This is a genomic window from Photobacterium alginatilyticum, assembly GCF_009910675.1.
In the GTDB taxonomy this organism is placed as follows: domain Bacteria; phylum Pseudomonadota; class Gammaproteobacteria; order Enterobacterales; family Vibrionaceae; genus Photobacterium; species Photobacterium alginatilyticum.
The window spans coordinates 1-362 of record NZ_RSEJ01000397.1 but is presented as its reverse complement, the minus strand read 5'-3'; the positions used below and the strand labels follow the sequence as shown (position 1 = coordinate 362).

Annotated in this window: 1 protein-coding gene; it reads right to left on the bottom strand. The window is 37.4% G+C overall.

The annotated features are described in order from the left end of the window. On the bottom strand, nucleotides 1-362 hold a 362-nt coding region (locus EIZ48_RS28955; protein ID WP_205298670.1), incomplete at both ends, for an acyl-CoA dehydrogenase family protein.

The window sequence follows — 362 nt, the reverse complement described above, 5'->3', positions numbered from 1 at the left end:
GCTTGTAAGTCAGAACCTGCATCAGGTTCTGTTAAGTCCATAGCATATGTATCACCTTTAGCAGCTCTTGTTAAATATTGTTGTTTTTGTTCTTCGCTTGCAAATTCATGTATTGTTTCTGCACAGTCTTGTAGTCCCCAAMTGTTAGCAAAACCACTATCACCACGAGAAACTAATTCAGCAGCCATTACATAAGGAACAATTGGGAAATTTAATCCGTTATATTCTCTTGGTAAAGACATACCATAAAGACCTGCTTGAGTTAATGATAATGTTGCGATAACAAAATCAGTAGATTCTATTTCAACCTTTGAATCCTTAGAGCTGCCAACAGTGAAAGTTTGGCCCTCTACAATCGTTCC